Source organism: Streptomyces seoulensis, from assembly GCF_004328625.1.
Lineage (GTDB): Bacteria > Actinomycetota > Actinomycetes > Streptomycetales > Streptomycetaceae > Streptomyces > Streptomyces seoulensis.
This window is the reverse complement of the sequence record NZ_CP032229.1, coordinates 1124800-1150859: the sequence shown is the minus strand read 5'-3', so window position 1 is coordinate 1150859 and position 26060 is coordinate 1124800. Positions and strand designations below refer to the sequence as shown.

At 73.1% G+C, this 26060-nt stretch carries 27 protein-coding genes; 14 read left to right on the top strand and 13 right to left on the bottom strand.

Annotation, left to right across the window (positions count from 1 at the left end; genetic code table 11):
* Positions 1 to 82: 82 nt before the first annotated feature.
* The 3 genes from D0Z67_RS05455 to D0Z67_RS05445 all read left to right on the top strand — a co-directional run bounded on the left by D0Z67_RS05455 (position 83) and on the right by D0Z67_RS05445 (position 4241).
* Complete coding sequence (locus D0Z67_RS05455; protein WP_031179965.1) at positions 83 to 721, top strand: TetR/AcrR family transcriptional regulator; 639 nt, start codon at positions 83 to 85, stop codon at positions 719 to 721.
* Between the two features lie 102 nt (positions 722 to 823).
* Positions 824 to 3082 carry a molybdopterin oxidoreductase family protein gene (locus D0Z67_RS05450; RefSeq protein ID WP_037774534.1) on the top strand — a complete coding sequence of 753 codons (2259 nt, stop codon included), beginning with the start codon at positions 824 to 826 and terminating at the stop codon, positions 3080 to 3082.
* Positions 3083 to 3158: 76 nt separating this feature from the next.
* A complete protein-coding gene (locus tag D0Z67_RS05445) occupies positions 3159 to 4241 on the top strand; it encodes a Zn-dependent alcohol dehydrogenase (RefSeq protein WP_031179967.1) in 1083 nt (360 codons plus the stop codon).
* A gap of 19 nt (positions 4242 to 4260) precedes the next feature.
* Here the strand turns inward: D0Z67_RS05445 and D0Z67_RS05440 are convergent, their stop codons facing one another.
* From D0Z67_RS05440 to D0Z67_RS05430, 3 genes are read right to left on the bottom strand one after another with little or no spacing between them, the layout of a single operon-like run.
* Entirely contained in the window at positions 4261 to 5199 is a 939-nt protein-coding gene (locus D0Z67_RS05440; RefSeq protein ID WP_031179968.1) for a DMT family transporter, read from the bottom strand.
* A gap of 48 nt (positions 5200 to 5247) precedes the next feature.
* Positions 5248 to 5961: an ArsR/SmtB family transcription factor gene (locus tag D0Z67_RS05435; RefSeq protein WP_031179969.1), complete on the bottom strand. Its 714-nt coding sequence runs from the start codon at positions 5959 to 5961 to the stop codon at positions 5248 to 5250.
* A 40-nt stretch (positions 5962 to 6001) separates the two neighbouring features.
* The gene (locus tag D0Z67_RS05430) at positions 6002 to 6643 is read right to left on the bottom strand and encodes a TetR/AcrR family transcriptional regulator (protein ID WP_031179970.1); all 642 of its coding nucleotides are present in this window, start codon (positions 6641 to 6643) and stop codon (positions 6002 to 6004) included.
* A gap of 106 nt (positions 6644 to 6749) precedes the next feature.
* Between D0Z67_RS05430 and D0Z67_RS05425 the strand changes: the two genes are divergently transcribed.
* The 3 genes from D0Z67_RS05425 to D0Z67_RS05415 all read left to right on the top strand — a co-directional run bounded on the left by D0Z67_RS05425 (position 6750) and on the right by D0Z67_RS05415 (position 8971).
* Positions 6750 to 7901 (top strand): acyl-CoA dehydrogenase family protein, encoded by a 1152-nt coding sequence (locus D0Z67_RS05425; protein ID WP_031179971.1) that lies wholly within the window; start codon positions 6750 to 6752, stop codon positions 7899 to 7901.
* A gap of 76 nt (positions 7902 to 7977) precedes the next feature.
* A complete protein-coding gene (locus tag D0Z67_RS05420) occupies positions 7978 to 8289 on the top strand; it encodes a YiaA/YiaB family inner membrane protein (RefSeq protein ID WP_031179972.1) in 312 nt (103 codons plus the stop codon).
* 58 nt (positions 8290 to 8347) lie between these two features.
* Positions 8348 to 8971: a TetR/AcrR family transcriptional regulator gene (locus D0Z67_RS05415; protein ID WP_031179973.1), complete on the top strand. Its 624-nt coding sequence runs from the start codon at positions 8348 to 8350 to the stop codon at positions 8969 to 8971.
* 22 nt (positions 8972 to 8993) lie between these two features.
* Here the strand turns inward: D0Z67_RS05415 and D0Z67_RS05410 are convergent, their stop codons facing one another.
* The gene (locus tag D0Z67_RS05410) at positions 8994 to 9455 is read right to left on the bottom strand and encodes a MaoC family dehydratase (RefSeq protein ID WP_031179974.1); all 462 of its coding nucleotides are present in this window, start codon (positions 9453 to 9455) and stop codon (positions 8994 to 8996) included.
* A 106-nt stretch (positions 9456 to 9561) separates the two neighbouring features.
* On the opposite strand from D0Z67_RS05410, the gene soxR reads away from it, so the two are divergent.
* On the top strand, positions 9562 to 10038 hold the full coding sequence (soxR, locus tag D0Z67_RS05405) for a redox-sensitive transcriptional activator SoxR (protein WP_031179975.1): 477 nt from the start codon (positions 9562 to 9564) through the stop codon (positions 10036 to 10038).
* Positions 10039 to 10238: 200 nt separating this feature from the next.
* Here soxR and D0Z67_RS05400 read toward each other — a convergent pair whose 3' ends face one another.
* Positions 10239 to 10961, bottom strand: coding sequence for a 3-keto-5-aminohexanoate cleavage protein (locus D0Z67_RS05400; RefSeq protein WP_031179976.1), 723 nt, complete (start codon positions 10959 to 10961; stop codon positions 10239 to 10241).
* 22 nt (positions 10962 to 10983) lie between these two features.
* A complete protein-coding gene (locus tag D0Z67_RS05395) occupies positions 10984 to 11586 on the bottom strand; it encodes a hypothetical protein (protein WP_031179977.1) in 603 nt (200 codons plus the stop codon).
* 256 nt (positions 11587 to 11842) lie between these two features.
* Between D0Z67_RS05395 and D0Z67_RS05390 the strand changes: the two genes are divergently transcribed.
* Complete coding sequence (locus D0Z67_RS05390; protein WP_031179978.1) at positions 11843 to 14635, top strand: penicillin acylase family protein; 2793 nt, start codon at positions 11843 to 11845, stop codon at positions 14633 to 14635.
* A 39-nt stretch (positions 14636 to 14674) separates the two neighbouring features.
* Here D0Z67_RS05390 and D0Z67_RS05385 read toward each other — a convergent pair whose 3' ends face one another.
* The gene (locus D0Z67_RS05385; protein ID WP_031179979.1) at positions 14675 to 15916 is read right to left on the bottom strand and encodes an exo-beta-N-acetylmuramidase NamZ family protein; all 1242 of its coding nucleotides are present in this window, start codon (positions 15914 to 15916) and stop codon (positions 14675 to 14677) included.
* A 184-nt stretch (positions 15917 to 16100) separates the two neighbouring features.
* Here D0Z67_RS05385 and D0Z67_RS05380 point away from each other — a divergent pair, with 184 nt between their 5' ends.
* Positions 16101 to 16874 carry an SDR family oxidoreductase gene (locus D0Z67_RS05380; protein ID WP_031179980.1) on the top strand — a complete coding sequence of 258 codons (774 nt, stop codon included), beginning with the start codon at positions 16101 to 16103 and terminating at the stop codon, positions 16872 to 16874.
* Positions 16875 to 16972: 98 nt separating this feature from the next.
* Positions 16973 to 17566: a TetR/AcrR family transcriptional regulator gene (locus D0Z67_RS05375; protein ID WP_031179981.1), complete on the top strand. Its 594-nt coding sequence runs from the start codon at positions 16973 to 16975 to the stop codon at positions 17564 to 17566.
* A 56-nt stretch (positions 17567 to 17622) separates the two neighbouring features.
* Here the strand turns inward: D0Z67_RS05375 and D0Z67_RS05370 are convergent, their stop codons facing one another.
* Positions 17623 to 18837: an acyl-CoA dehydrogenase family protein gene (locus D0Z67_RS05370; protein ID WP_031179982.1), complete on the bottom strand. Its 1215-nt coding sequence runs from the start codon at positions 18835 to 18837 to the stop codon at positions 17623 to 17625.
* Positions 18838 to 18842: 5 nt separating this feature from the next.
* The gene (locus tag D0Z67_RS05365) at positions 18843 to 19865 is read right to left on the bottom strand and encodes a phosphotransferase family protein (protein WP_031179983.1); all 1023 of its coding nucleotides are present in this window, start codon (positions 19863 to 19865) and stop codon (positions 18843 to 18845) included.
* 192 nt (positions 19866 to 20057) lie between these two features.
* On the opposite strand from D0Z67_RS05365, the gene D0Z67_RS05360 reads away from it, so the two are divergent.
* Entirely contained in the window at positions 20058 to 20996 is a 939-nt protein-coding gene (locus D0Z67_RS05360; RefSeq protein WP_031179984.1) for an NADP-dependent oxidoreductase, read from the top strand.
* 158 nt (positions 20997 to 21154) lie between these two features.
* On the opposite strand, the gene D0Z67_RS05355 is transcribed toward D0Z67_RS05360, so the two are convergent.
* From D0Z67_RS05355 to D0Z67_RS05340, 4 genes are read right to left on the bottom strand one after another with little or no spacing between them, the layout of a single operon-like run.
* The gene (locus D0Z67_RS05355) at positions 21155 to 21478 is read right to left on the bottom strand and encodes a DUF202 domain-containing protein (RefSeq protein WP_382849327.1); all 324 of its coding nucleotides are present in this window, start codon (positions 21476 to 21478) and stop codon (positions 21155 to 21157) included.
* Positions 21466 to 21858, bottom strand: coding sequence for a YidH family protein (locus D0Z67_RS05350; RefSeq protein ID WP_031179986.1), 393 nt, complete (start codon positions 21856 to 21858; stop codon positions 21466 to 21468). The genes D0Z67_RS05355 and D0Z67_RS05350 overlap by 13 nt, the downstream gene beginning before the upstream one ends.
* Positions 21859 to 21879: 21 nt before the next feature.
* The gene (locus D0Z67_RS05345) at positions 21880 to 22395 is read right to left on the bottom strand and encodes an NUDIX hydrolase (RefSeq protein WP_031179987.1); all 516 of its coding nucleotides are present in this window, start codon (positions 22393 to 22395) and stop codon (positions 21880 to 21882) included.
* A gap of 33 nt (positions 22396 to 22428) precedes the next feature.
* The gene (locus D0Z67_RS05340) at positions 22429 to 23322 is read right to left on the bottom strand and encodes a DMT family transporter (protein WP_037774569.1); all 894 of its coding nucleotides are present in this window, start codon (positions 23320 to 23322) and stop codon (positions 22429 to 22431) included.
* 345 nt (positions 23323 to 23667) lie between these two features.
* Between D0Z67_RS05340 and D0Z67_RS05335 the strand changes: the two genes are divergently transcribed.
* Genes D0Z67_RS05335 through D0Z67_RS05325 form a run of 3 tightly spaced genes read left to right on the top strand, consistent with a single transcriptional unit; the run spans position 23668 to position 26057 of the window.
* Positions 23668 to 24642 carry a hypothetical protein gene (locus D0Z67_RS05335; protein ID WP_031179989.1) on the top strand — a complete coding sequence of 325 codons (975 nt, stop codon included), beginning with the start codon at positions 23668 to 23670 and terminating at the stop codon, positions 24640 to 24642.
* Positions 24623 to 25447 carry a molybdopterin-dependent oxidoreductase gene (locus D0Z67_RS05330; RefSeq protein WP_078873102.1) on the top strand — a complete coding sequence of 275 codons (825 nt, stop codon included), beginning with the start codon at positions 24623 to 24625 and terminating at the stop codon, positions 25445 to 25447. The genes D0Z67_RS05335 and D0Z67_RS05330 overlap by 20 nt, the downstream gene beginning before the upstream one ends.
* Positions 25431 to 26057, top strand: coding sequence for a cytochrome b/b6 domain-containing protein (locus tag D0Z67_RS05325; RefSeq protein ID WP_031179991.1), 627 nt, complete (start codon positions 25431 to 25433; stop codon positions 26055 to 26057). Before D0Z67_RS05330 ends, D0Z67_RS05325 begins: the two co-directional genes overlap by 17 nt.
* Positions 26058 to 26060: the final 3 nt, after the last annotated feature.

Below are 26060 nucleotides of genomic sequence, written 5' to 3'. Positions count from 1 at the left end.
TCACCCGGCCGGAGCGCGAGAACCGGCCGCACGGGGGTGTACGCGGGGCCCATGGGGACTCCCCGCCCTTCTCCGCCTGCCCATGGCGAGGCATCATGTGGCCGTGCCCCATGCGACATCCCTCAGGCGCGCCCCCGTTCAGCGGCGCAGTGCCGAACGGCTGACCAGAATTCTCGACGCGTGCGCCGCTCTCCTGGACGAGGTCGGCTACGAGGCGCTGACCACCCGCGCGGTCGCCGAGCGGGCCGAGGTGCCCATCGGCTCGGTGTACCGCTTCTTCGGCAACAAGCGGCAGATGGCCGACGCCCTCGCCCAGCGCAACCTGCGCCACTACGCCGAGCACGTCACCGCCCGGCTGCGGGAGGCGCCGCCCGGCGACTGGCGCGCGGCGATGGACGTCATCCTGGACGAGTACCTCGGCATGAAGCGCACCGCGCCCGGCTTCGCCCTGGTCGACTTCGGCAACCAGATACCGGTCGGCACCCGGGGCGCCGCGCCCAACACCCGCGTCGCCGACCGGCTCGGCAGTCTCATCGCCGGCTATCTCGGCCGCACCCCCGACGACGACCTGCGCCGCGTCCTGCTGGTGGCCGTGGAGAGCGCGGACACCCTCATCCAGCTCGCCTTCCGCGCCGACCCGGACGGCGACCCGGCGATCATCCATGAGACACGGGAACTCCTGCGGGCCTACCTGGGCCGCGTGCTCGACCCGGCGGACTGAACCACCGCGGGGACTCCCCACCATGCCTACCGGTCGGTATGCTCGCCGGGGCCGGTACGGCCGTGCCCGTCCGGCAGTGCCGCCGACTCTCCGGGAGGACCCGTGCCCCGCACCGCCCTGCGAATCTGCCCCCTGTGCGAGGCCACCTGCGGGCTGACCCTCACCATCGAGGGCACCCGGGTCACCGCCGCGCGGGGTGACCGGGACGACGTGTTCAGCAAGGGCTTCATCTGCCCCAAGGGCGCCGCCTTCGGCGCGCTGGACGCCGACCCCGACCGGCTGCGCACCCCGCTGGTCCGGGAGAACGGCGAGCTGCGCGAGGCCAGTTGGGAGGAGGCGTTCGACGCCGTCGCGCGCGGGCTGCGCCCGGTCGTGGAGCGGTACGGCGCCGACGCCCTCGGGGTGGTCCTCGGCAACCCCAACGTGCACACCATGGCCGGCGCCCTCTACCCGACCGTGCTGCTCGGCGCGGTCCGCACCCGCTCCCTGTTCACCGCCTCCACGGTCGACCAGATGCCCAAGCACGTCTCCAGCGGCCTGCTGTTCGGCGACGCCAACGCCATCCCGGTGCCCGACCTCGACCACACCGACCACCTCCTGCTGATCGGCGCCAACCCCCTGGAGTCCAACGGGAGTCTGTGCACCGCGCCCGACTTCCCCGGCAAGCTGAAGGCGCTCAAGGCGCGCGGCGGCCGCCTCACCGTGGTGGACCCCCGCCGCACCCGCACCGCCAAGCTCGCCGACCGGCACCTCGCCATCCGGCCCGGTGCCGACGCCCTGCTCCTCGCCGCTATGACCACCGTGCTGTTCGAGGAGGGCCTCGTCGACCTCGGGGACCTCGCGCCGCACGTCGACGGACTGCCCGAACTCCGCGAAGCGATAAAGGACTTCACCCCCGAGGCCGTCGCCGGGGCCTGTGACGTCGACGCGGACACCATCCGCACCCTCGCCCGCGAACTCGCCGCCGCCCCCACCGCCGCCGTCTACGCCCGCATCGGCAGCTGCACCGTCCCGCACGGCACCCTGGCGAGCTGGCTGGTCGACGTCCTGAACACCCTCACCGGCAACCTCGACCGCCCTGGCGGCGCCCTCTTCCCCCAGGCCGCCACCGACCGCACCCCCCGCCCGGCGGGCCCCGGCCGGGGCTTCTCCCTCGGCCGCTGGCACTCCCGGGTACGGCGACTGCCCGAGGCCAAGGGCGAGTTGCCGCTCTCCGCGCTCGCCGAGGAGATCGACACCGCCACCCCCGAGGGCGAGCCCCTGCGCGCGCTGATCGTGATCGCCGCCAACCCGGTGCTCTCCGCGCCCGACGGCAACCGGCTCGACAAGGCCCTGGGCTCACTGGACTTCATGGTCAGCGTCGACCCCTACCTCAACGAGACCTCCCGCCACGCACACGTCGTCCTGCCCCCGCCGCCGCCCGCGCAGAGCCCGCACCACGACTTCGCCTTCAACACCCTGGCCGTCCGCAACCAGGTCCGCTACACCCGGCCCGCCGTGCCGCTGGAGCCCGGCCGGATGGCCGAGACCGGGATACTCGCCCGGCTGATCCTCGCCGCGAGCGGCATGCACGGCGCCGACCCGGACGCCGTCGACACCATGGTCATCGACCAGACCCTCGGCAAAGCTGTCCAGGACCCCCACTCCCCGGTCCACGGCCGCGACCCGCACGAGCTGGCCGCACAGCTCACCGGCGCCGACGGCCCCGAACGCCGCCTGGACCTGATGCTCCGCCTCGGCCCCTACGGCGACGGCTTCGGCGCCCGCCCCGACGGCCTCACCCTCGCCCGGCTGCTCGAGAACCCGCACGGCATCGACCTCGGCCCGCTCCGCCCCCGCCTGCCCCAGCCGCTCAAGACCCCCAGCGGCAAGGTGGAACTGCTGCCCGCGCCCCTCGCCGCCGATCTGCCCCGGCTGCGGAAGGCCCTGCGCGAGCGGCCCACCGGGCTCGTCCTCGTCGGCCGCCGCCATCTGCGCTCCAACAACAGCTGGCTGCACAACGTGCCCGCCCTCACCGGCGGCACCAACCGCTGCACCCTCCACCTCCACCCCGAGGACGCCGAACGCCTCGGCGTGCGCGACGGCGAACCGGTACGGATCAAGGGCGCCGGGGGAGAGGTGACCGCGCCCGCCGAGGTCACCGACGCCATCCGGCCCGGCGTGGTGAGCCTCCCGCACGGCTGGGGCCACGACCGCCCCGGCACCCGGCAGGCCCACGCCGGCCGCGAACCCGGCGTCAACGTCAACCAGCTCCTCGACGGCACCCTCCTCGATCCCCTGTCCGGCAACGCCGTCCTCAACGGCATCCCGGTCCGGGTGAGCCCCGCCGGCGCCCCGGCAGCCCTGGCGCCGGAAAACTAACGCCGCTAGTTTGGTGCGCCGGCGGGCACGCGCCCGCCGGGCACCGTCGCCCCAGCTTCCGAGGAGACCGCGCGCGATGACCGTACGAGCCGCCGTCCTGCCCGCCGTCGGGGCCCCGCTGGAGATCACCGGGATCGAACTGCCCGAGCCGGGGCCCGGTCAGGTGCGGGTGCGCCTGGCCGCCGCCGGGGTCTGCCACTCCGACCTGTCGCTGTCCGACGGCACCATGCGGGTGCCGGTCCCGGCGGTTCTCGGACACGAGGGCGCGGGCACCGTGACCGCCGTGGGGGAGGGGGTCGCGGGGCTCGTACCCGGCACGCCCGTCGTCCTCAACTGGGCTCCCGCCTGCGGGGGTTGTCCGGCCTGCGCGCGGGGCGAGGTCTGGCTGTGCGGGCACGCGCTGGACGGCGCCGCCCGGGTGCACGCCCGTACCGCCGACGGCACCGAACTCCATCCCGGCCTCAACGTCGGCGCGTTCGCCGAGGAGACCGTCGTACCGGCCGCCTGCGCGCTGCCGCTGCCCGAGGGGGTGCCGCTGACCGACGCGGCCCTGCTCGGCTGCGCCGTCCTCACCGGGTACGGCGCCGTCCACCACTCGGCGCGGGTCCAGCCCGGCGAGACGGTCGCCGTGTTCGGGGTCGGCGGGGTCGGGCTCGCCACCCTCCAGGCGGCCCGGATCGCGGGCGCGGCCCAGGTCGTCGCCGTGGACGTCTCGCCGGCCAAGGAGGAGCTGGCCCGCGCCTGCGGCGCCACCGACTTCGTCCTCGCCGACGAGCAGACCCCGCGCGCCGTCCGCGCCCTCACCGGCAAGCAGGGCGTCGACGTCGCCGTGGAGTGCGCGGGCCGGGCGCGGAGCATCCGCGCCGCCTGGGAGTCCACCCGCCGGGGCGGCCGCACCACGGTCGTCGGCATCGGCGGCAAGGACGAGCAGGTCACCTTCAACGCCCTGGAGATCTTCCACTGGGGCCGCACCCTCACCGGCTGCGTGTACGGCAACTCCGACCCCGCCCGTGATCTGCCCGCCATCGCCGCCCACGTCCGTGAGGGACGCCTGAACCTCTCGGCCCTGGTCACCGAACACATCACCCTGAAGGACATCCCGGCGGCCTTCGAGGACATGCTGGCGGGCCGGGGCGGGCGGGCGCTGGTGGTGTTCTAGGGGGACACCCCCAGGAGGCTCAGCGCACCCGGTCAGGGTCGGGGTCGGGCGCCGCGTCCGCCACCTGCGCGGGCGCCGTACGCCCCCGCGAGCGGGCCACCGCCACGCCCGCCAGGCACAGCAGGCCGCCGCCCAGCATCACCGGTCCCGGCACCTCGCCCAGCGCCAGCCAGGACATCAGCACCACCAGCGCGGGGACGGCGTACGTCGTCGCGCCCAGCTTGGCCGCGCTGGTGCGGGCCAGGGCGTACGCCCACGCGGTGAAGGCCAGCGCGGTCGGGAAGACGCCGAGGTAGACCATGCCCAGCGTGGCCGACAGCGGGGCGCCGGACGCCTCCGAGATCAGCCGGCCGGTGAAGGGCAGGCAGGCCACCGCGCCGATCAGGCAGCCGAACGTCGTCACCTGAAGGGCGCTCGCGCGGGCCACGGCGGGCTTCTGCGCGACCACCCCGGCCGCGTAGGCGACCGCCGCGAGCAGGCAGGCCACCACGCCGAGCACCGAGGAGCCGCCGCCCCCGGCCGACATCGACAGGCCCACGATCACCGCGCCGGTGAAGGACACCGCCATCCCCGCCAGCAGCCGGGGCGGCATCGGGTCGCCCAGGAACCGGGCGGCGAACAGGGCGATCAGCAGCGGGCCGACGTTCACCACCAGAGCGGCCGTGCCCGCGTCCACCCGCTGCTCGCCCCAGTTCAGGGCCACCATGTAGAAGCCGAACCAGAGCACCCCGGACACCAGGATGCCTGGCCAGGCCCCGCGCGGCGGCCAGCCCTCGCGCCGTATCGCGCACAGCACGGCCAGGGTGAGACCGCCCGCGAGCAGGCGGCCGAGTGCCAGCGCGCCCGGTGAGTAGGCGTCACCGGCGGTACGGATCACCACGAAGGCGGACGCCCACAGCAGCACGGTGACCACGGCGGCGGCCGTGGGCAGCAGACGATGACGCGGACTGAGGTCCATCGGACTCCTCGGTGGATGCGGTGAGAAGAGGTGAAAGGGCGGGCGGTCTCAGACCAGCGCCGGTTCGTCGATGCCCAGCAGCTCCGCCAGCGCACGCGCCCCCACGGGCGTCACCCGCACCGCCCGCCCCGAGCCCACGCGGGCGCACCATCCGGCGTCCAGCGCGTGCCGGCACAGCGCCGCGCCCGCCGCGCCCCCGAGATGCGGGCGCCGCTCCGTCCAGTCCAGGCAGGAGCGGGCCAGCGGGCGCCGGGTGGAGCGGTCGACGGCGATGCCCGCGTCCCCGAACCAGGCCAGCCCCGCGTCGGTCAGCGCGAACCCGGTGTCCTGGCGCAGCAGCCCGTGCGAGGTCAGCGCGTCGGTGACCGCCATGCCGAGCCGGCCGGCGAGATGGTCGTAGCAGGTCCGCCCGCGCGCCAGCGCGGACTGGGTACGGACCTCCCGCAGCGTGCGCGGGACCTGGACCACCACGTCCTGCGGCAGATGCGCGGCCAGATCCTCGACGAGCTGCGCGGCGCGCGGGTCGGCCAGCCGGACGTAGCGGTGCCGCCCCTGGCGTTCCGTCACCAGCAGGCCGCCCGCGACCAGCCGGTTCAGATGCCCGGTGAGCGTCGAGGGCGCGACCCGTACGTGCCGGGCGAGTTCCCCGGCGGTCCACGCGCGCCCGTCCAGCAGGGCGAGCAGACAGCCGGCCCGTGTCTCGTCGGCGAGCAGCGCGGCGAGCGAGGCGAGAGCGGTGGCGCACGGTTCCGTGGCGGTCATGCGCCCAGCATGCGGCACGGACACTTCGGTGCTCACCGAATCATGGCCGGGGGTCCGGCTCACCGTACTGCCCCTCCAGACCGGCCAGCAGCGCCGCGAGCCCGACCTCGAAGGCCCGCTCGTCGACCTTCTCCTGCTGCTCGGCGAGGAGGTGGGCCTGCCCGAGGTGGGGATAGTCGGCGGGGTCGTAGGCGCTCGCGTCGTCCACGAAGCCGCCCGCGAAGGAGCTGAGCGCGGAGCCCATGACGAAGTACCGCATCAGCGCGCCGATCGAGGTCGCCTGCGCCGGGGACCAGCCCGCGTCGACCATCCCGCCGTACACCGCGTCCGCCAGCCGGAGTCCGGCCGGGCGGCGGCCGGGGCCGCGTGCGAGGACCGGGACGATGTTGGGGTGGTCGCGCAGCGCGGACCGGTAGGAGACGGCCCAGTCGTGCAGCGCGGTACGCCAGTCCCGGCCGTCCTCGAACATCGTGAGGTCGACCTGCGCGCTCACCGAGTCCGCGACCGCCTCCAGGATCTCGTCCTTGGTGCGGAAGTGGTTGTAGAGCGAGGGCCCGCTCACCCCGAGTTCGGCGGCGAGCCGCCGGGTGGAGACGGCCTGGAGGCCCTCCGCGTCCACGAGGGCCCGTGCCGTCTTCACGATCCGGTCGGTGCTGAGGAGGGGCTTGCGCGGTCGGGCCATGGCGCACATAGTAGGGCTGCGAGCAGAAACTAGCACTGCTAATTTAAATGTACGTCTTTCAAGGGCCTTACGGGTTCCCGCTGAGGCCGTGTGGGGTGATCGCATGGTGGACCTGGGCCTGAGCGAGGAACAGTCGGCCGTACGGCAGCTGGCCCGTGACTTCGTGGAGCGCGAGATCGCCCCCCATGTCACCGCCTGGGACCGTGCCGAGGAGGTCGACCGGGGCATCGTGAAGAAGCTCGGCGAGATCGGCTTCCTGGGGCTGACCATCGACGAGGAGTACGGCGGCTCCGGCGGCGACCATCTTGCGTACTGCCTGGTCACCGAGGAGCTGGGGCGCGGTGACTCCTCGGTGCGCGGGATCGTCTCCGTCTCCCTCGGGCTGGTCGCCAAGTCGATCGCGGCCTGGGGGAACGAGGATCAGAAGCGGCGCTGGCTGCCGGGGCTGACCTCCGGCGAGCTGATCGGCTGCTTCGGCCTCACCGAGCCCGGCACCGGCTCGGACGCGGGCAGCCTCGGCGCGCGGGCCGTACGGGACGGCGAGGACTACGTGCTCAGCGGCACCAAGATGTTCATCACCAACGGCACCTGGGCCGACGTGGTGCTGCTCTTCGCCCGCTCCACCGACGCCCCCGGCCACAAGGGCGTCTCCGCCTTCCTCGTCCCCACCGACACCCCCGGCCTCACCCGCCGCACCATCCACGGCAAGCTCGGCCTGCGCGGCCAGGCCACCGCCGAACTGGTGCTGGAGGACGTACGGGTGCCGGCCTCCGCGATGGTCGGCGCCGAGGGCAAGGGCTTCTCCGTCGCCATGTCCGCGCTCGCCAAGGGCCGGATGTCGGTCGCCGCGGGCTGCGTCGGCATAGCCCAGGCCGCTCTCGACGCGGCCGTTCAATACGCCGGTGAGCGCGAGCAGTTCGGCAGCTCCATCGCCAAGCACCAGCTGGTGCAGGAGCTGATCAGCGACATCGCCGTGGACGTGGACGCCGCCCGGCTGCTGACCTGGCGGGTGGCCGACCTGATCGACCGGGACGAGCCGTTCGCCACCGAGTCCTCCAAGGCCAAGCTGTTCGCCTCCGAGGCCGCCGTGCGCGCCGCCTCCAACGCCCTTCAGGTATTCGGGGGTTACGGCTACATCGACGAGTACCCGGTGGGCAAGCTGCTGCGCGACGCCCGGGTGATGACCCTGTACGAGGGCACGAGCCAGATCCAGAAGCTGCTGATCGGCCGCGCGCTGACCGGTGTTTCGGCTTTCTGAGGCCGCGCTGTTCTGAGTACGGGTACTGAGTACCTCGGCGGATGTGGCGCGCGCCGCGTCCGCCGAGACTCGTGTCATGAGCGACACACCAGTCAAGCAGCAGACCACCGGCGCCTTCTACGGACAGGCCGTCGCCTCCTTCGCCGTCGCCATGACGGCCACCGCGATCGGCATCTACCGGCTGGAGGCCAGCGCCTGGGTGCGCGGCTTCCTCGCCATCGCCGTGCTGTACCTCGTCACCTCCGCCTTCACCCTCGCCAAGGTGATCCGGGACAGACAGGAGGCCGGCGAGATCGTCAGCAGAGTCGACCAGGCCCGCATGGAGGAACTCCTCACCGCCCACGACCCCTACCGCAAGACCCCCGACCCCCGGCAGCAGTCTCGCTAAGCGGGCGCTCACCTTCGGCGGTATGGTGGTGCTCCTGTCATCCGAGGAGGGGCGAGCGATGAGTACGGCGGAGGAGACGGTCGGCGGCGAGGCCGACGCGTGGGCCGAGGTGACCCCGGACGCGGCCCGGCGGCTGCTCGTCGCCGCCGTGGAAGCCTTCGCCGAGCGCGGCTACCACGCGACCACCACCCGCGACATCGCGGGCCGCGCCGGGATGAGCCCCGCCGCGCTCTACATCCACTACAAGACCAAGGAAGAGCTGCTCCACCGGATCAGCCGCATCGGTCACGACAAGGCGCTGGACATCCTGCGCACCGCCGCGCGCGGCGAGGGCACGGCCGCCGAGCGGCTCGCCGACGGCGTCAGCTCCTTCGTCCGCTGGCACGCCGGCCGCCGCACCACCGCACGGGTCGTGCAGTACGAACTGGACGCGCTCGGCCCGGACGCCCGCGCCGAGATCGTCGCGCTGCGCCGCCAGGTGGACGCCGAGGTGCGCGGGATCATCGAGGACGGCGTGGCCGCCGGCGAGTTCGAGGTGCCCGACATACAGGGCACCACGCTCGCCATCCTGTCGCTCTGCATCGACGTGGCCCGCTGGTTCAACGTCGACGGCCCGCGCACCCCCGAGCAGGTCGGCGAGCTGTACGCGGGACTCGTCCTGCGGATGGTCGGGGCCCACTGACCCCGACGCCCGCGTTCCGGGGTCAGAAGTAGTAGCGGGACACCGACTCCGCCACGCACACCGGCTTGTCGCCGCCCTCGCGCTCCACGGTGAAGGCCACCGATACCTGTACCCCGCCCGGCACGTCCTCCACGTTCGTGATCACGGCGGTGGAGCGCAGCCGGGAGCCGACCGGCACCGGGGCCGGGAAGCGGACCTTGTTGGTGCCGTAGTTGACGCCCATCTTCACGCCCTCGACCGCGATGAGCTGCGGCCCGAACAGGGGGAGCAGGGAGAGGGTGAGGTAGCCGTGCGCGATGGTGGTGCCGAAGGGGCCCTGGGCCGCCTTCTCCGGGTCCACGTGAATCCACTGGTGGTCGCCGGTGGCCTCCGCGAACAGGTCGATCCGCTTCTGGTCGACCTCCAGCCAGTCGGTGTGGCCGAGCTGCTCGCCCACGGCCGCCTTCAGCTCGTCGGGGGAGTGGAAGGTCCTCGGTTCTGCCATGATCCCGGCCTCTCGCGTCGTAAGTCTAAGCAACTGCTTAGCATGGTGGGGTGGGCGGCGCCTGTCAACGGCTCGTCCGGCCCGGCGGGTCGGTAGGCTCGGGACGGTGCCCCAGCTTCCCGAGAAGATCCACGAGCTGACCGTAGGCCAGTTGTCCGCGCGCAGCGGCGCTGCCGTCTCCGCCCTGCACTTCTACGAGTCCAAGGGCCTGATCAGCAGCCGCCGCACCTCCGGCAACCAGCGCCGCTACACCCGCGACACCCTGCGCCGGGTCGCCTTCGTACGCGCCGCCCAGCGGGTCGGCATCCCGCTCGCCACCATCCGCGAGGCCCTCGCCGAGCTGCCCGAGGAGCGCACGCCCACCCGTGCGGACTGGGCCCGGCTCTCCGAGGCGTGGCGCTCCGAGCTGGACGACCGGATCAACCAGCTCAACCGGCTGCGCGACCACCTCACCGACTGCATCGGCTGCGGCTGCCTCTCCCTGGCCACCTGCGTCCTCTCCAACCCGGACGACGCCTTCGGCGAACGGGGTGCCGGGTCCCGCCTGATGCGGGAGGACGGGGGAGCGCGTGCACAGCCGTGAACTCGCCGCCGCGCTCGCGGAGACTGGCTGGACTACCTGATGCTGGACCACCGGCCGGGCTTCCTCCGGGAACCCCCGGCCGCCACACTCACCGAACTCCGGACCTGGCCGGGCGGGCAAGCCCCGGTGCGCCTGCGGGCGTCGAGCCTGACCGGCCTCGCCGGCCGCGCCTGCCGTACGGCACCCGCTGGAACGACCCCTTATTGGTCCTGCTGAGCCCCGTGCTCTGCCAGCCCAGCTGCCACCAACTCGGCGTTTGAGAAAGCCCGTTCACCGTTCGGCAGGAACAGCGTGTCCTCCAGCCCGATACGCGTCGCCAGACCCAGCCGTCCCGCCAGCCGCAGCACCGGCCACGCGCCGCCGTCCTCGCCGTGGAGGAGGACGGGTCGGCCGTGCGCCGGGCCCAGTTCGGCCAGCAGGGTGTGCGCCGACATCTCGGCGGTGGCCGGGTCGGGGTCCGTCACCTCGGCCAGGACCCGCAGCACGCGCGGTCCCAGCGGGGAGAGTGCGAAGCGTGCCGCGCCCTTCGTGCCGGACCAGATGCCCGCCTCTACGTCGACGCCCCGAGAGAGCAGCAGCTCGGCCAGCTCCTCGGCGCCAGGCTCGTGCCAGTTGACCGAGGCGAAGTCGGGCAGCACGGACCAGGAGCGCACCCGCTCCAGCCGGGCGGCGGGATCGGGCTCGGCCCAGGCGCCGGTGGTCACCCCGACCGGCACCCCGGCCCGCTCGCGCAGCGCCTCCACCACGGGCCCGACGACGCGTGCGGACAGGGACTCCCGCCCGCACGGCGTCCGGGGATGCGCGTGCGTCTCCGTGGCCCCGGCGGCGGCCGCCTCCGCGGCCGACCGGGCCAACTCCTCCGGCGTCAAAGGGACTTGCGCCCCGTCCGCCGCCTTTCTGCTCCCGTTCAGACAGACCTGCACGGCACCATGGTGCCGCACCCGGTCAGGCCGACATCAGCAGCCGCTCCCGCCGGGCCGAGGCCAGCGCGTCGTCGGTGAGCACCGGTCGCGGCACCAAAATGCCGCAGTCGGCGCACACCGGCCCGGCCGACGGCTCGTGATCGAGGCCGTACCGCCACACCAGCCGCTCGCCGTCGCACACCGGGCACACCGAGCCCGGCCGGCGCTCCAGCGCGCTGATGAGCCGGTGCAGTACGTCGGCCAGCGGCTCACGGGGGTGCAGCCGCGGGTCGTCGCACCAGGCGACACCGAAGCCGCCCCAGGTCATCCGGTGCCAGTCGTCGACACTGCCCGGCCTGCGCAGGCCGTCGTGCTTCTCCTTCTTCCGGCGCTCCGCGAAATCGGCCTCATAGGTCAGCCACACCGCGCGGGCCTGCTCCAGCTCCACCAGTGCGGCCACGAGCCGCGCCGGGTCGGGGGAGCGGTCCTCCGGGCCGAAACCGGCCCGCCCGCACAGATGGTCCCAGGTCGCCCGGTGCCCGTAAGGAGCGAACCGCTCCAGGCACTTGCGCAGTGAGTAGCGCCGCAGCGCCAGATCGCATCGCGGATCGCGCACCTGTCTCGCCAGACTTCGGAATCCGGCCATCGCCCTGCACCTCCGTCACACCTGTGTCCGCTCTTCGCTCACCTCGGCGTCGCCGTACGGCTGTCGCGCGACGTCGCCGGATAGACGTGTCGCGGGCCGATCCGGCTCCATCCGATTTCCGATGCCCTCCCATAACGCGTTCCGTGTTGACCGCCGGGCACCGGCCTGAGTAGCCGCGGAACTTGACGCATGTTCACCTTCGTTCGCGGGGATACCGGCGGTAACGTCCGGCCCACCCCCGTCGGGAGGAGCTGCCATGCCACGGCGCACCCCACGTAACGTGTTGTCCGACAGACTCAGAACTCCTCGCACACTCTCCGGGTTCCTGAAGACGGCCTCGATATGCGTCCTGATCGCGGGTTGTCTTTCACCGCTCGGTCAGGCGGCGGCCGCCACCAGCGCCCCCACCGCCGCAAACGACTACTGTTCCGGCCAGTGTTCGGACATCCTTCCGCCGGGTGAGAACGGCAATGCCACCCTGGCGCAGATCCTGCTCAACCAGGCTTTCGGCACCCAGCCGGCGCACGCCGAGGACCAGCTCGGCCCCTATGCGAATCTCGCCACCGGCCACCCCGGCCTGACCGACGCGAAGATCAACAACTTCTTCAACGACGCCTCCTTCGGCGTCCCCGCCGGCCAGGTCGCCTCCACCGAGAAGCCCGCCGGGCGCACCGACGTCACGATCGTCCGGGACAAGAAGACCGGGGTGCCCCACATCACCGGCACCACCCGCTACGGCACCGAGTTCGGCGCCGGATACGCGGCCGGGCAGGACCGGCTCTGGCTGATGGACGTGTTCCGGCACGTCGGCCGGGGCCAGTTGACCGGCTTCGCCGGCGGCGCCCCCGCCAACCAGGGTCTGGAGCAGGAGTTCTACCGCCAGGCGCCCTACACCGAGGCCGACCTCCAGGCGCAGATCGACGGCGCCGTGGCCCGGAACGGCGAGCGCGGACAGCAGGCCCTCGCCGACGTCACCGCCTACCTGGACGGCATCAACGCCTACATCGACGCCTCCGACAGCGGCCGTTACTTCCCCGGCGAGTACGTCCTCACCGGCCACAAGGACTCCATCACCAACGCCGGCACCATCGACCACTTCAAGGTCACCGACCTCGTGGCGCTCGCCTCGGTCGTCGGCACCCTGTTCGGCTCCGGCGGGGGCGGCGAGGTCAACAACGCCCTCTCCCTGATCGCCGCCCAGTCCAAGTACGGCGTCGAGGAGGGCACCCGCGTCTGGGAGTCCTTCCGTGAGCGCAACGACCCCGAGGCCGCCCTCACCCTCCACGACGGACAGCGCTTCCCCTACGCCACCCGACCCGACAGCCCCCAGGGCCGGGCCCTGCCCGACGCGGGCTCGGTCACCCAGGAGCCACTGGTCTACGACCGCACCGGCAGCGCAGGCACCGCGAGCGCCAAGAACTCCTCCACCGCCGTCGCCAAGGACACGCTCAGCTCCGCCCGGCGCGGCATGTCCAACGCCCTGGTGGTCAGCGGCAAGCACACCGCGAGCGGCCACCCGGTCGCCGTCTTCGGCCCGCAGACCGGCTACTTCGCCCCGCAGCTCCTGATGCTCCAGGAGATCCAGGGCCCCGGCATCAGCGCCCGGGGCGCCTCCTTCGCCGGCCTGAGCATGTACGTCGAACTCGGCCGGGGCCAGGACTACTCCTGGAGCGCCACCACCTCCGGCCAGGACATCATCGACACCTACGCCGTCGAGCTGTGCCAGGACGACCACCACTACCTCTACCGGGGCACCTGCACCGCGATGGAGCAGGTCGAGCGGAAGAACGCCTGGAAGCCCACCGTGGCCGACGGCACCGCCGCCGGTTCGTACGCCATGCGCGTGTGGCGGACCAAGTACGGACCCGTGCAGTACCGGGCGACCGTCGGCGGGAAGAAGGTCGCCTACACCACCCTGCGCTCCTCCTACCTGCACGAGGCCGACTCCATCATCGGCTTCCAGATGCTCAACGACCCCGGCTATGTGAAGGGCCCCGAGGACTTCCAGAAGGCCGCCCAGCACATCAACTTCACCTTCAACTGGTTCTACGCCGACTCCGCGCACACCGCGTACTACAACAGCGGCGACAACCCGGTCCGCGCGGCCGGTGTCGACGCCGAGTTCCCGGTGTGGGCCCAGCCGGCCTACGAGTGGCGCAACTGGGACCCGGCGGCCAACATCGCCGACTACACCCCGGCGAGCGCGCACCCCAACTCCATCGACCAGGACTACTACATCTCCTGGAACAACAAGCAGGCCGAGGCGTACACCGCGGCGCCCTGGGGCGAGGGCTCGGTGCACCGGGGCGACCTCCTCGACGACCGGGTGAGCAAGCTGGTCGCGCAGGGCGGGGTCACCCGGACCAAGCTGGTCCAGGCCATGGCGGACGCGGCCCTGGCCGACCTGCGCGCCGAGGACGTGCTGCCGAAGCTGCTGAAGGTCGTCAACTCCGCGCCGGTGAGCGACCCGACGGCAGCGGCGGCCGCGACCAAGCTCCAGACGTGGCTGAGCGCCGGAGCCAAGCGCACCGAGACGTCGGCGGGGTCGAAGAAGTACGCCGACGCCGACGCGATCCGCATCCTGGACGCCTGGTGGCCGCTGCTGGTGAAGGCCGAGTTCGAACCCGGCCTCGGCAGCGACCTGTACGGCGCCTTCACCGCCAACCTCCCGGTGGACGAGGCACCCTCCGCCGGACACGGCCCGACCGGCTCGCACGCCGGAAGCTCGTTCCAGTACGGCTGGTGGAGCTATGTCGACAAGGACATACGGGCGGTGCTCGGTGAGCCCGTACAGGGCGCGCTCTCCCGCAAGTACTGCGGCGACGGCAGCCTCTCCGCCTGCCGGGACGCCCTGGTCGGCACGCTGAAGCAGGCCGCCGGGCTCACCGCCGCCCAGGTCTACCCGGGCGACGACCTGTGCTCGGCCGGGGACCAGTGGTGCGCCGACTCGATCCAGCAGCGCACCCTGGGCGGCATCAAGCACGGAAACATCAGCTGGCAGAACCGGCCGACCTACCAGCAGGTCGTGGAGTACACCTCGCACCGCTGACGGCCGGTGCGGCGGCTCCCGGTACGGGGGCCGCCGCGCTCAGCGGTACATCAGGTACGTCGCCCGCGTCCGGCGGAACGCGGCCAGCTCGCCGTGCCAGGCGGCGGCCACCTCGTCCGCCCCGGCCCCGGCGTCGATCATCGTGCGCACCTGCTCGGAACCGGTGAGCTTGTCGATCCAGTTGTCCGGCCGCCAGGCGAACCCGTCCCACACCCGCCGCGCCGTCACCAGCAGCGTCACGCCGGTCAGCACCGGGTCGAAGGCCGCCGGATCGTGCACATGGAGCTGCACCCCGCCGACCGTCTTCCCCTGGAACTTGGAGAACGTCGGCGCGAAGTACGCCTCCCGGAACCGCACCCCCGGCAGCCCCGCCCTGTTCGCCTCCGCCGCCCAGCGGCCGTCGACGCCCTCCGCGCCGAGGAGTTCGAAGGGGCGGGTGGTACCCCGGCCCTCGGAGAGGTTGGTGCCCTCGAACAGCCCCGTCCCGGAGTACACCAGGGCGGTGTCCGGGGTCGGCATGTTCGGGCTCGGCGGCACCCAGGGCAGCCCGCAGTCGCCGAAGAACATCCCGCGCCGCCAGCCGGTCATGGTCACCGTCTCCAGCGGCACCGGCTTCGCCAGGAACTCCCCGTTGAACAGCCGGGCCAGCTCCGCAACCGTCATCCCGTGCGCCTGCGCGATCGGCCGCCGGCCGACGAACGTGGCGAACTCCTCGTGCAGCACCGGCCCCAGGGCCGCCCGGCCGGTCACCGGGTTCGGCCGGTCCAGCACCACGAACCGCTTCCCCGCGAGCGCCGCCGCCTCCATGCAGTCGTACAGCGTCCAGATGTACGTGTAGAAGCGGGCGCCCGCGTCCTGGATGTCGAAGACGACCGTGTCCACGCCGGAGGCGGTGAAGACGTCGGCGAGCGCCTGGCCGCTCTTGAGATACGTGTCGTACACCGGCAGCCCGGTCGCCGGGTCGTCGTAGCGCCCCTCCGAGCCGCCCGCCTGGGCGGTGCCCCGGAAGCCGTGCTCGGGGCCGAAGACGGCGGTCAGCCTCACCCGGGGGTCGGCGTGCATCACGTCCACGATGTGCCGGACGTCGCGGGTGATCCCGGTCGGGTTGGTGACGATGCCGACCTGCCGGCCGGCCAGGGACGCGTACCCGTCGGCGGCCAGCCGCTCGAACCCGGTGCGCACCCGGTGCCCCGCTCCGGCGTCCGAGGCCGGGGCGGGGACCCCGGCCCCGACGGCGGCCGTGGCGGTGGTGGCGAGCATGCTCCGTCTGGACAGCGTCATACGGGGACCTCCGTGAGCGCGGCGGGTGTCATGACCACGGGGACGCTAGCGGCTGGCGGCCCGCCAGGGAACGCGCCGGACCGGGGGCCGCAGGGGGATCCCCCTTCCCTCCGGCATACCGACTGGTTAGTCTGGCGCGGCGGAGGCGGGATCGCCGCGCACAGCCACAGCTCGAAGGAGGCCGCTGGTGGAAGCCGTGCAGGACGCCGGAGTCGTCGTCACCGGGGCGGGCGGGGGGATCGGGGCCGCGCTCGCCCGCCGGTTCGCCGCCGAGGGCGCCCGGGTCGTCGTCAACGACCTCGACGCCGACAAGGCCAAGGCGGTGGCCGAGGAGATCGGCGCCACCGCCGTACCCGGCGACGCCTCCGGCATCGTCGCCGAGGCCCGCGCGGCCCTCGGCGGCGCCATCGACGTGTACTGCGCCAACGCGGGCGTCGCCTTCGAGGACGGCACCCCCGGCGATCCGCTGGACGAGCGCTCCTGGGCGGTGTCCTGGGACGTCAACGTGATGGCCCACGTCCGCGCCGCCCACGACCTGCTGCCCGACTGGCTCCAGCGCGGCGGCGGACGGTTCGTCTCCACCGTCTCCGCCGCCGGACTGCTCACCATGATCGGCGCTCCCTCCTACAGCGTCACCAAGCACGGCGCGCTGGCCTTCGCCGAGTGGCTGTCCCTCACCTACCGCCACCGGGGCGTCAAGGTGCACGCCATCTGCCCGCAGGGCGTGCGCACCGACATGCTGGCCGCCACCGGCAGCGCCGGAGACCTGGTGCTCCAGCCGACCGCCATCGAGCCGGACGCGGTCGCCGACGCCCTGTTCGCGGGGATGGCCGAGGACCGTTTCCTGATCCTGCCGCACCCCGAGGTGGCCGAGTACTACCAGGCCCGCGCGGCCCACCCGGACAAGTGGCTGGGCGGTATGAACCGGCTCCAGCGCGCCTGGGAGGACTCCCGCTGAACCGGCCGCGCGCCGGGATGGGAAGATCCTCCGGCGGGAGACCGTTCCCGCGCCAGTGACGACAGTCGGCGGACCCGACGGAAAGGCAGGTGGCGGCAGTGCCCAGAACCACGGACGGAGACGCCACGCCCGTCCCGCGGCGGCTGCTGGACGCCGCGACCCGCCTCTTCGCCGACCAGGGCTACGACCGCACCTCGGTGCAGGAGATCGTCGAGGCCGCCGGAGTCACCAAGGGCGCGCTCTACCACTACTTCGGCTCCAAGGACGACCTCCTGCACGAGGTCTACGCGCGCGTGCTCCGCCTCCAGCAGGAGCGCCTGGACGCCTTCGCGGACGCCGACGAGCCGGTGGAGAAGCGGGTACGGGACGCGGCCGCCGACGTCGTCGTCACCACCATCGACAACCTCGACGACGCGATGATCTTCTTCCGGTCGATGCACCACCTCAGCCCGGAGAAGAACAAGCAGGTCCGCGCCGAGCGCCGCCGCTATCACGAACGGTTCCGCGCGCTCATCGAGGAGGGCCAGCGCGAGGGCGTGTTCTCCACCGCCACCCCCGCCGACCTCGTCGTGGACTACCACTTCGGGTCGGTCCACCACCTCTCCACCTGGTACCGCCCCAAGGGCCCGCTCACCCCGCAGCAGGTCGCCGACCACCTCGCCGACCTCCTGCTGCGCGCCCTGCGCCCCTGAAGCACACGCGTAAGGGGCGCCCGCAATGGCAGGCGCCCCTTACAACAGGTCTGTGTCTACAGGTACTTCCTCAGCTCGCGCCGGGCCAGCGAGCGCTGGTGCACCTCGTCCGGACCGTCCGCCAGCATCAGCGTGCGGGCGCCCGCGTACAGGTCGGCCAGCGGGAAGTCCTGGCTCACCCCGCCCGCGCCGTGCAGCTGGATCGCCCGGTCCAGGATCTCCACCACCGCGCGCGGAGTGGCGATCTTGATGGCCTGGATCTCGGTGTGCGCGCCCCGGTTGCCGACGGTGTCCATCAGCCAGGCGGTCTTCAGCACCAGCAGCCGGAGCTGCTCCACCGTCACCCGCGCGTCCGCGATCCAGTTCTGCACCACGCCCTGCTGCGCCAGCGGTTTGCCGAACGCGGTACGGGACACCGCCCGGCGGCACATCAGCTCGATGGCCCGCTCGGCCATGCCGATCAGCCGCATGCAGTGGTGGATGCGCCCCGGACCGAGCCTGGCCTGCGCGATGGCGAAGCCGCCGCCCTCCTCGCCCACCAGGTTGGCCACCGGCACGCGCGCGTGGTCGAAGACGACCTCCGCGTGCCCGCCGTGCGAGTGGTCCTCGTACCCGAAGACCTGCATGGCCCGCTTCACGGTCACACCGGGAGTGTCCCGGGGGACCAGCACCATCGACTGCTGACGGCGGATGTCCGCGCCGTCCGGGTCGGTCTTGCCCATCACGATGAAGATCTTGCAGTCCGGGTTCATCGCCCCGGAGATGTACCACTTGCGGCCCGTGATGACGTATTCGTCACCGTCCCGCTCGATGAGCGTGGTGATGTTGGTGGCGTCCGAGGAGGCCACCTCCGGCTCGGTCATCGCGAACGCCGACCGGATCTCCCCGGCCAGCAGCGGCTCCAGCCACTGCTTCTTCTGCTCGTCGGTGCCGAACTGCGCCAGCACCTCCATGTTCCCGGTGTCCGGCGCCGCGCAGTTCAGCGCGGTCGGCGCCAGCTGCGGGGAGCGGCCGGTGATCTCGGCCAGCGGGGCGTACTGGAGGTTGGTCAGCCCGGCACCGTACTCGGCGTCGGGCAGGAAGAGGTTCCACAGGCCCTGCCGGCGGGCCTCGGCCTTCAGCTCGTCCACCACCGCCGGGGTGTCCCAGGGGGAGTCCAGCAGCGCCCGCTGCTCCTCGGCGGTCCTCTCCGCCGGGTACACGTACTCGTCCATGAAGGCGAGGAGACGGGTGCGGAGTTCCTCGGTGCGCGCGTCGAACGCGAAGTCCATCTGCTTCAGCCTTCCTGAAGGGTCGTCAGTCCGTGGTCGATGAAGACGGGCACGAGATCCCCGATGCGGTCGAAGCCGCCGCCCACCGTCTGGCCGAGGGTGTACCGGTAGTGGATGCCCTCCAGGATCACGGCGAGCTTGAACCAGGCGAACGCGGTGTACCAGTTGACGTCCGAGACATCGCGCCCGGAGCGCTCGGCGTACCGCTCGATCAGTTCGGCGGGCGTCGGGTGGCCGGGGGCCTCGGCGGTGGTGGAGACGGGGGAGTGGGTCATCCCGAGCGGTTGGCTGTACATCGCCAGCAGGCCGAGGTCGGTGAGCGGGTCGCCCAGGGTCGACATCTCCCAGTCGAGGATGGCCTCGATCCGGTCGCCCTCGCCGATCAGCACGTTGTCCAGGCGGTAGTCGCCGTGCACCACGGCCGGCGCCTGCGAGGTGGGCAGCGAGCGGCCGAGGGCCGCGTGCAGCTCGTCCACGCCCGCCAGTTCGCGGTTGCGGGAGGCGTCCAGCTGCTTGCCCCAGCGGCGGAGCTGGCGGTCCAGGAAACCCTCGGGGCGGCCGAAGTCGGCGAGGCCCACCTCGGCGGGGTCCACCGCGTGCAGCTCGACCAGGGTGTCCACCAGCGACAGCACCGCGTTCCGGGTGCGCTCGGCGCCGAGCGGCGCGAGCTGGTCCGCCGTGCGGTACGGGGTGCCCTCGACGAACTCCATCACGTAGAACGGGGCGCCCAGCACCTCGTCGTCCTCGCACAGCAGCACCGGCCGGGGGACCGGCACGCGGGTGGGGTGCAGGGCGCTGATCACCCGGTGCTCGCGGCGCATGTCGTGCGCGGTGGCCAGCACATGGCCGAGCGGGGGGCGCCGGACGACCCAGCGGGAGGTGCCGTCGGTGACGGCGTAGGTGAGGTTCGACCGTCCGCCCTCGATCAGCCTGCCGGTCAGCGGACCGGTCACCAGGCCGGGCCGCTCACGGTCGAGCAGCGCGCGCAGCCGGTCGAGATCGAGTCCGGGCGGGTGGTCGGCGCTCATACATCACTCCTACGAACGGGTGAACAGGAACGCGTCACATGATGCCGACCGGTCGGTATGCCGTCCAGTACGTACACCGCAAAGCGTGCGCCGACGTGACCGGACACACCTCCTGCGGCGCGGACACCGCGAACCGCTCATATCGTCACACAGGGGTTGCGGGACGGGCGCACAGCCGAGAGGGTCCAGATCATGAAGGCCATCAGCTACCGCCGCTACGGCGGCCCCGAGGTGCTGGAGTACGGCGAGGTTCCCGAGCCCAAGGTGGGCCCCGACGAGGTACTGGTCCGGGTGCGCGCGGCCGCGGTCAACCCGGTCGACTGGAAGTGCCGCGAGGGGTACCTCGACCCGATCCTCAACACCGTCTTCCCCGTCGTCACCGGCTGGGACGTCAGCGGCGTCGTGGTCCGCCCCGGCGCCTCCGTCGTCGAGTACGCGGAAGGGGACGAGGTGATGGGGTACGTCCGCGAGGACCTGCTCTCGCTCGGCACCTTCGCCGAGTACATCGCCGCCCCCGTGCGCACCCTCGCCCATAAACCCGCCGCGCTCTCCTTCGAGGAGGCCGCCGGGCTGCCGCTGGCGGGCCTTACCGCCTACCAGGTACTCGTCCAGATCCTGAAGGTCGGCCGCGGCGACACCGTGCTCATCCACGCGGCGGCCGGCGGGGTCGGCTCCCTCGGCGTGCAGATCGCCGCCCACCTCGGCGCCCGCGTCATCGGCACCGCGAGCGAGCGCAACCACGCCTTCGTCCGCAGCCTCGGCGGCGAACCCGTCGACTACGGCGAGGGCCTGGCCGAACGCGTACGCGGCATCGCGCCCGAGGGCGTGGACGCGGTCTTCGACACCGTCGGCGGCGAGACCCTGAAGGTCTCCGCCCAGCTCCTCGCCCCCGGCGGCCGCCTCGCCTCCATCGCCGACCCGGACGTCACCGAGTACGGCGGCCGCTACTGGTTCGTCCGCCCCGACCCCGAGGACCTCGCCAAGCTCTCCCAACTCGCCGACCAGGGCGCCGTCTCCGTCCACGTCGACAAGACCTTTCCCCTGGAGCGGACCGCCGACGCCCAACGCCTCAGCCAGGAGGGCCGCACCCGCGGCAAGATCGTCGTGACGGTGTCGGGAGCCGACGGCTAGGGTCTTTCGTTTGGATCAGGCCGGATCAGGGAGCGGGGTCCGGTGCCGTGGATCGCAAGGCGGAGGAGGGAGTCATGGCGGAGCCATGGCGAGTGACGACAACGCGGCGAGGCGCGGTGCCGGGGCACGCGAGCCCGGCCTGATCCAAACGAGAGGCCCTAGCTCACCAGTACCGCCGCGCACACCGCGAGCGCCATCGCGCACCCCGTCGCCGCCCAGGCCAGGCGCGGGGTGAGCGTGGGGGGTTCCGGGCTCGCCGCCAGGGTGCTGATGCGCAGGTGGGCCAGGCCGAGGAAGGCCAGCCAGCACACACAGCACAGCAGGACCAGCACCGCCCCGGTGAGCGGGCTGGCCGCGCGGACCGAGGCCCGTACGGCCAGTACGGCGGTCACCGTGCCCGCCAGGGTCGTACGCCGCCACGCCAGCCGGGTGCGTTGCGGCTGGAGCCCCGCGTCCCGGGCCGGAGCCGTCATCCCGCCCATCCGGCCAGCACCACCACGACCATCGCCACGGCCACCACCGCCACCAGCAGGCTCAGCACCGCCGGGAACCGGGACACCGGCAGGTCCTCGCCCCGCCGCATCGCCTGCTCGCAGCGCACCCAGTGGTGCACCGCCCGCAGCGCGCACAGCACCCCCGCGCCCAGCAGTGCCAGCGCCAGCCCCACCCGCCACGCCCAGCGCAGGTGCGGCAGGAACTGGTCCACCGCGAAACCGCCGCCGATCAGCGCCAGCGCGGTCCGCAGCCAGGCCAGGAAGGTCCGCTCGTTGGCCAGCGAGAACCGGTAGTCCGGAGTGGTGCCCTGCTCCCGCACCCGCCCGGGTTCGAGCCAGAGCCGGACGTTGCGTACGAATTCGCTCACAGGCCGGACCCTACCGGCGCGTCACCCCGCCGCCCGGAACACCCTCAGCCGCTCGTGCGCGGCCAGCCCGTCCGGCACCCACTCCCACTCACCGAGCCGCGCGGCTACCTCCTCGTCGGTGAGGAAGGCGTGCCACTGCACCTCCTCCACCTGCGGCCGTACCGGCAGCTCGCAGCGGACCTCGTACACCGCCGACCACCAGCTGTGCCCCGCCCCGTCCTCGTAGAGGAACTTGAAGAGATACGTCGGCGCGGGCAGCCCGCTGACCCCCAGCTCCTCCTCCGCCTCGCGCAGCGCCGCCTCGTCGTAGGACTCGCCCGCGCCGACCACCCCGCCCACGAACAGGTCGTACAACGCGGGGAAGACCATCTTGGTGGCGGTCCGCCGGTGTACGAAGAGGCGGCCCTCGGCATCGCGGACCTGGATGAAGGCGCAGCGGTGGCGCAGCCCTCGGGCGTACGCCTCGCCGCGCGGGGCCTGGGTGACGACACGGTCGTGCTCGTCCACGATGTCGAGGATCTCGTCGGCGGGGTTCATCCCGCCATCCAAGCAGCCCCGCCCGCCGAGGGCTCAGTTGCGCTGGAGATCCCGTACCGGCCGTTCCTCGGCCGTGCCGCAGGGCATCGCCGGGTGCATCCCCAGCAGCACGATGCCCCCGACGATCGCCGCGAGCCCGGCCGCCTCCCAGGCCAGCGCCCCGGTGTCGGTGTGCAGCCGGTCGCCCAGGAAGCCGACCCCGCACAGGATGCCCGCGAGCGGCTGGGCGGCGGTCAGCGCGGGCAGCGACATGCGCAGGGGCGCCGCCTCGAACGCGCTCTGCACCAGCAGCAGCCCGGTCACCCCGAGCGCCAGCACCGCGTACGGATGCCCGCCGGTGAAGAGTTCCGTGAAGCCGCCCTCGCGGAAGCGGATGCTGCTCACCCGGGTCAGCGCGTCCTGCACGCCGTACAGGAGCCCGGCGGCCGTCGCCAGCAGCACCGGGCTCCACGTGGTCCGCGAGCGCTTCGCCCAGCCGGCCAGCGCCAGCGCCACCCCCACCATCAGCCCGAGGATCAGCCAGTGCCGCACCGGATCGGTGACGACGGTGCCGCCGCGCGGCCGGCCCGCCAGGATGAACGTGCTCACCCCGCCCGCCAGCAGCACCAGCCCCGCCCACCCCTGCCGGCCCACCGGCTGACCGGTCTGCCGACGGGACAGGGCGAGCGCGAACAGCAGGTTGGTGGCGAGCAGCGGCTCCACCAGCGAGATCTCACCGTTGCCCAGCGCCACCGCGCCCAGCGCCATGCCGGCCACCATCAGCGCGGTACCGCCCAGCCAGCGCGGCACCCGCATCAGGTCCAGCAACAGCCGGAAGGACAGGAAGTCGCTCGGGGGCGCCTCACGCGCCACGTTCTGCTGGAGCACGAACCCGAACCCCAGGCACGCCGCCGCACTCACGGCGAGGAGGAGAACCAGAACGGACACGCTGCGTACCTCGATCATCGGCCGGGCCACGATTGCGTAGGGGCCGACTGTAGCGCCCCACAAGGGCGGGACCGTGGAGAGTGCCCGGAAGCGGACACGTTTCGGGGGAACCGCCCGGTCATGTTCCGTCTCCCCGCCGCCCGGCGCCATGGCGTACGCCACACCCGGCGTCCCCGGACCGGACTGACCGCCGCCGACCAGGGCACCTGTGTCCCAAGTCCCTCTGCTGCCGCGGTGGTTGGACGGAGCAACACTTCGATTCCGCTTGACGCAAACCAAGGCGGGGAGTTTGCTGTGAGTGATCGGCCGATGGCAGCCCGAAAAACAGGAAGTCCCGCGGTGCCCCTGACCCCGCCCCCGCCCGTCACAGACCGGGCCCCCTCGGACCCGCCCGGCGGCCTCGCCCCGGAGCACTCCGGCACCTTCGACGCCGCGCTCGGCGACGCCGAACTCCTCGCCGCGCGCGCCGCGCTGGCCGAGGGCCGCTGGCAGTCCGCGCGCTCCCTGCTGCTGCACACCGGCGACGAATGGGACCGCCGGGGCCACCGCGTCACCGTTCTCGCCGCCGACCCCGGCGCCCACGGCCGGGCCGGGCAGTGGCTGCTCGCCGAGCCCGGCTCCGCCGACGCGGCCACCCTGCTCGCCCTCGCCCTGGTGCACCGCGCGCTGCGCGGCGAGGAGGACCCCGAGCACGCCCGCGCCTCCTGCCGCACCGCCGCCGGACTCGCGCCCGCCGACCCCACCCCCTGGCTCGGCCTGCTCCTGCTGGCCCGCACCCTCGGCCCCGAGACGGAACTGACCGCCGCCTTCAAGGAGTTGCACGCCCGCCACCCCGAGCACCACCACGGCCACCACCTCCTCGTCGCCGGCCTCGCCGAACGCCCGCCCGGCGGCCCCGAGTCCCACGAGGCGTACGACATGGCCGAGCGCGCCGCCGCCGAGGCCCCCGCCGACTCCCCGCTCGCCGTCCTCCCGGTCGTCGCCTACGCCGAACGCCACCGCGTGCTCGCCGCCGCCGGCCTCGCCCCCGCCGTCCCCGGTCCGGCCCCCTGCGCCCACTGGGCCGGCCCGCGCGCCCGCCGGGTGCTGCGCGCCGCGTTCGACTGGTGGCTGGAGTGGGAGCACGACGAGCACCCCCGACGCCACCTCGACCTCAACCACCTGGCCTTCGCCATGTCCGCCGCCGGCCGGCCCGCCGAGGCCGCCGCCCTCTTCCACCGCATCGGCGCGCACGCCACCCGCGCCCCCTGGTCATACACCGGTCAGGACCCCTGGGCCGCCTTCCACCAGGCCCGCACCCATGCCCTGGCCACCGGCTGAACCCCGGCGGCACTGGCCCGAAGGCCCCCACCCGTGCTCGAATGACGACGTGACCCCCGACCCGGACCGGCCCACCCCCGAACCGGCCGACGATGCCGACGCGCACGGCAAGCCCATCGGCCGCCGCCTCTTCCTCGGCACCCTCGGCCTGGGCGCGCTCGGCGTCGCCACCGCCCCCTGGCTGCAACGCGGAGCGGAGAGCGCGCTCGGCGCCCTCTCCGGCCAGGACCCCACCGGCCTGAGCGGCTTGCTCCCCAACGGCGGCGGCTTCAGGTACTACTCCGTCGCCGCCTCCGTCCCGCACAAGGGCCCCACCGACTACAAGCTCACCGTGGACGGCCTCGTCGACCACCCCCGCGGCTACACCCTGGGCGACCTGCGCGCCCTGCCCCGCACCCGGCTGACCAGGGACGTCCAGTGCGTCACCGGCTGGCGCGTGCCCGGCACCCCCTTCGAGGGCGTCCGCCTGAGCACCCTGCTGGACGCGGCCGGCGTCCGCCCCACCGCGAAGGCCATCCGCTTCACCTGCTTCGACGGCACCTACACCGAGAGCCTCACCCTCGACCAGGCCCGCCGCCCCGACGTCCTGGTGGCACTGCGCATGCAGGGCAAGGACATCGGACACGACCACGGCGGCCCCGTCCGCCTCTACGTCGCCCCGATGTACTTCTACAAGTCCGCCAAATGGCTCTCCGGCATCACCGTCAGCGACCACGTCGAGCCCGGCTACTGGGAGAGACTCGGCTACGACGTCGACGCCTGGGTCGGCCGCTCGAACGGACGGACCGATGACCCTACGAGCTGACGCCCCGGCGCCCGCCGGCGCCCGCGTCCACCGCTTCACCCCCGCCGAACGCTGGGTCCACCGCACCGGCGCCGCCCTCATGGCCGTCTGCGTGGCCACCGCCGCCTGCCTCTACGTGCCCCAGCTCGCCGTGCTGGTCGGCCGCCGCGAACTCGTCGTACGCGTCCACGAATGGGCCGGGCTCGCCCTGCCCGTGCCGGTGCTGCTGGGTCTTCTCTCGCGCGCGTTCCGCGCCGACCTGGGCGCGCTCAACCGGTTCGGCCCGCACGACCGGCGCTGGCTGCGCGCCGCCCTGCGCCGGGACCGGCGGTACGCGGAGCGCCCCGCGGGCAAGTTCAACGCGGGGCAGAAGGTCTACACGGCCTGGATCGCCGGGGCCGTCCTGGTGATGCTCGGCACCGGCCTGATGATGTGGTTCACCCACCTCACCCCGCTGCTGTGGCGCACTTCGGCCACCTTCGTGCACGACTGGCTGGCCCTCACCGTCGGCGTGGTCCTCGCGGGACACATCGGCAAGGCCCTCGGCGACCCGGAGGCCCGGCGGGGACTGCGCACCGGCACGGTGAGCCGGGAGTGGGCGGAGCGGGAACACCCGCTCTGGCGGCCCTGAGCA